Below are 2606 nucleotides of genomic sequence, written 5' to 3'. Positions count from 1 at the left end.
CGGCGAGCCAGTCGCGCTGCGCCGCCCGGGCCCGCCCGACGGCGGCCCGCACGGTCTCGGCGCCGGGCTCCTCGACGGCGACCACGAGGTCGTCCGGGTCGGCGGGGTTGTACGAGGTGATGGTCACAGCCAGCAGCCCTTCGAGGGAGGTACGAGAACGAAGGAGGTACGGAAGGTCAGAGCAGGAAGCCCGCCGGGAACGGGTCGCTCGGGTCGAGGAAGTACTGGGCGGTACCGGTGATCCAGGCCCGCCCGGTGACGGTGGGCACCACGGCGGGCCGCCCGGCCACCTCGGTCTCCTCGACCAGGCGCCCGGTGAAGGTGGTCCCGATGAAGGAGTCGTTGCGGAAGTCCCGCCCGAGCGGCAGCTCGCCGCGCGCGTGCAGCTGGGCCATCCGCGCCGAGGTGCCGGTGCCGCAGGGCGAGCGGTCGAACCAGCCGGGGTGGATGGCCATCGCGTGCCGGGAGTGCTCGGCGGTGGAGCCGGGGGCGAGCAGCTGGACGTGGTGGCAGCTGTGGATGGACGGGTTCTCCGGGTGCACCGGCCGGTCCGGGCTCGCGTTGATCGCGTCCATCATGGCCAGGCCGGCGTCCAGGATCTCCTGCTTGCGCTCGCGCTCGAAGGGCAGCCCGAACTCGGCGAGCGGCAGGATGGCGTAGAAGTTGCCGCCGTACGCCAGGTCGTAGTTGACCGTGCCGTAGCCGGGCACCTCGATCTTGCGGTCCAGGGCGACCGAGTAGGAGGGCACGTTGCGGATGGTCACCGCCTTGGCGGCGCCGTCCTCGACCTGCACCTCGACGACCACCAGTCCGGCCGGGGTGTCCAGCCGTACGGTGGTGACGGGCTCGACCACCGGCACCATCCCGGTCTCGACCAGCACGGTGGCGACCCCGATGGTTCCGTGCCCGCACATCGGCAGCAGTCCGGAGACCTCGATGTAGAGCACGCCGAAGTCGGCGTCCGGCCGGGTCGGCGGCTGGAGGATGGCACCGCTCATCGCCGCGTGGCCGCGCGGCTCGTACATCAGCAGGGTGCGGAACTGGTCCAGGTGCTGCTGGAAGTGCACCCGGCGCTCGGCCATGGTGGCGCCGGGGATGACGCCGAAGCCGCCGGTGATCACCCGGGTCGGCATGCCCTCGGTGTGCGAGTCGACGGCGTGAAACACGTGGCGGCTGCGCATGGGTCACAACTCCCGTACAGGTTCGGATGGTTGGTGTGGGCCGGGCCGGCTGCCGCCGCAGCCGGCCGGGAGACCCGAAATCGGACGGGGATCAGACGAGGCCTTCGGCCAGCGCCTTCTCGGTGGCCGCACGCACGGCCGCCTCGATCTCCGGGGTGAGCGGCAGGCGCGGGGCCCGCACCGGGCCGCCGGGGCGGCCGGCGATGTCCATGGAGAGCTTGATGGCCTGGACGAACTCGGTCTTGGAGTCCCAGCGCAGCAGCGAGTGCAGCGACTTGTAGAGCGGCAGCGCGTTCTCCAGGTCCTTGGAGACGGCGGCGTCGTAGAGCGCCACCGAGGCGGCCGGCAGGGCGTTCGGGTAGCCGGCGATCCAGCCCACCGCGCCCGCGAGCGCCAGCTCCAGCAGCACGTCGTCGGCGCCGATCAGCAGGTCCAGCCCGGGGGCCAGCTCCGCGATCTCGTACGCCCGGCGGACGTCGCCGCTGAACTCCTTGACCGCGACGATCGAGCCCTCGGCGTGCAGTTGGGCGAGCAGCGCGGGGACGAGGTCGACCTTGGTGTCGATCGGGTTGTTGTACGCCACGATCGGCACGCCCGCCTTGGCGACCTCGGCGTAGTGGGCGCGCACCGAGGCGTGGTCGGCCCGGTAGGCGTTCGGCGGCAGCAGCAGGACGGAGCCGGCGCCGGCCTCGGCGGCCTGCTCGGCCCAGCGGCGGGACTCGGCGCTGCCGTAGGCGGCCACGCCGGGCATGACCCGGGAGCCGTCGCCGGCCGCCTCGATGGCGACCTCGACGACCTTGGCGCGCTCCTCGGCGGTGAGCGTCTGGTACTCGCCCAGCGAGCCGTTGGGGACGACGCCCTCGCAGCCGGAGTCGATCAGCCAGCGGACGTGCTCGGCGTAGGCGTCGTAGTCGACGGAGTGGTCCGGACGCAGCGGAAGCGTGGTGGCGACCATGATGCCGCGCCAGGGGCGGGTGGTGTCGTGCTGGGTGATGGACACGTGAGCTCCTTGATGAGGTGTGACATTTTATTAGAGGGGGCGGGTCGGAGACAAGGTCCCCGGCCCGCCGTTCGACGACGGGCCCGTTACGCCTCCGAGGTCGGCCCCGCCGCCAGCTGGGAGAGCGGCACCGGGCAGCCCAGCGGCCGCCGGTCCGGCCCGGGCTCGCCCGAACCGGCCAGACAGGCCACGGCCGGACCGCACATCCGGCCCTGGCACCAGCCCATGCCGGCCCGGGTGAGCAGCTTCACGGTGCGCGGATCGCCCGCGCCCAGCTCGTCGACGGCCTCCCGGATCGCCGCGACCGGCACCTCCTCGCACCGGCAGACGTCGGTGTCCGGGCGCAGCCAGCCGGTCCAGCCGGGGCCGGGCCGGTGGGCGGCGGCCATCAGGTCGGCGAAGGCCCGCAGCCGCGCGCGGCGGCG

Annotated in this window: 3 protein-coding genes; all 3 read right to left on the bottom strand. The window is 73.2% G+C overall.

Annotated elements, in window-relative coordinates:
• Nucleotides 1-176: 176 nt before the first annotated feature.
• Entirely contained in the window at nt 177-1181 is a 1005-nt protein-coding gene (locus tag KS423_RS43210; protein WP_224285166.1) for a proline racemase family protein, read from the bottom strand.
• Nucleotides 1182-1272: 91 nt separating this feature from the next.
• Nucleotides 1273-2136: a dihydrodipicolinate synthase family protein gene (locus KS423_RS43205; RefSeq protein WP_263455830.1), complete on the bottom strand. Its 864-nt coding sequence runs from the start codon at nt 2134-2136 to the stop codon at nt 1273-1275.
• A gap of 131 nt (nt 2137-2267) precedes the next feature.
• On the bottom strand, nt 2268-2606 hold a 339-nt coding region (locus KS423_RS43200), incomplete at its 5' end, for a (2Fe-2S)-binding protein (RefSeq protein WP_224285164.1).

The sequence above is a fragment of the Streptomyces sp. LS1784 genome (genome assembly GCF_020103755.1).
Lineage (GTDB): Bacteria > Actinomycetota > Actinomycetes > Streptomycetales > Streptomycetaceae > Kitasatospora.
This window is presented reverse-complemented; position numbering and strand designations above follow the sequence as displayed.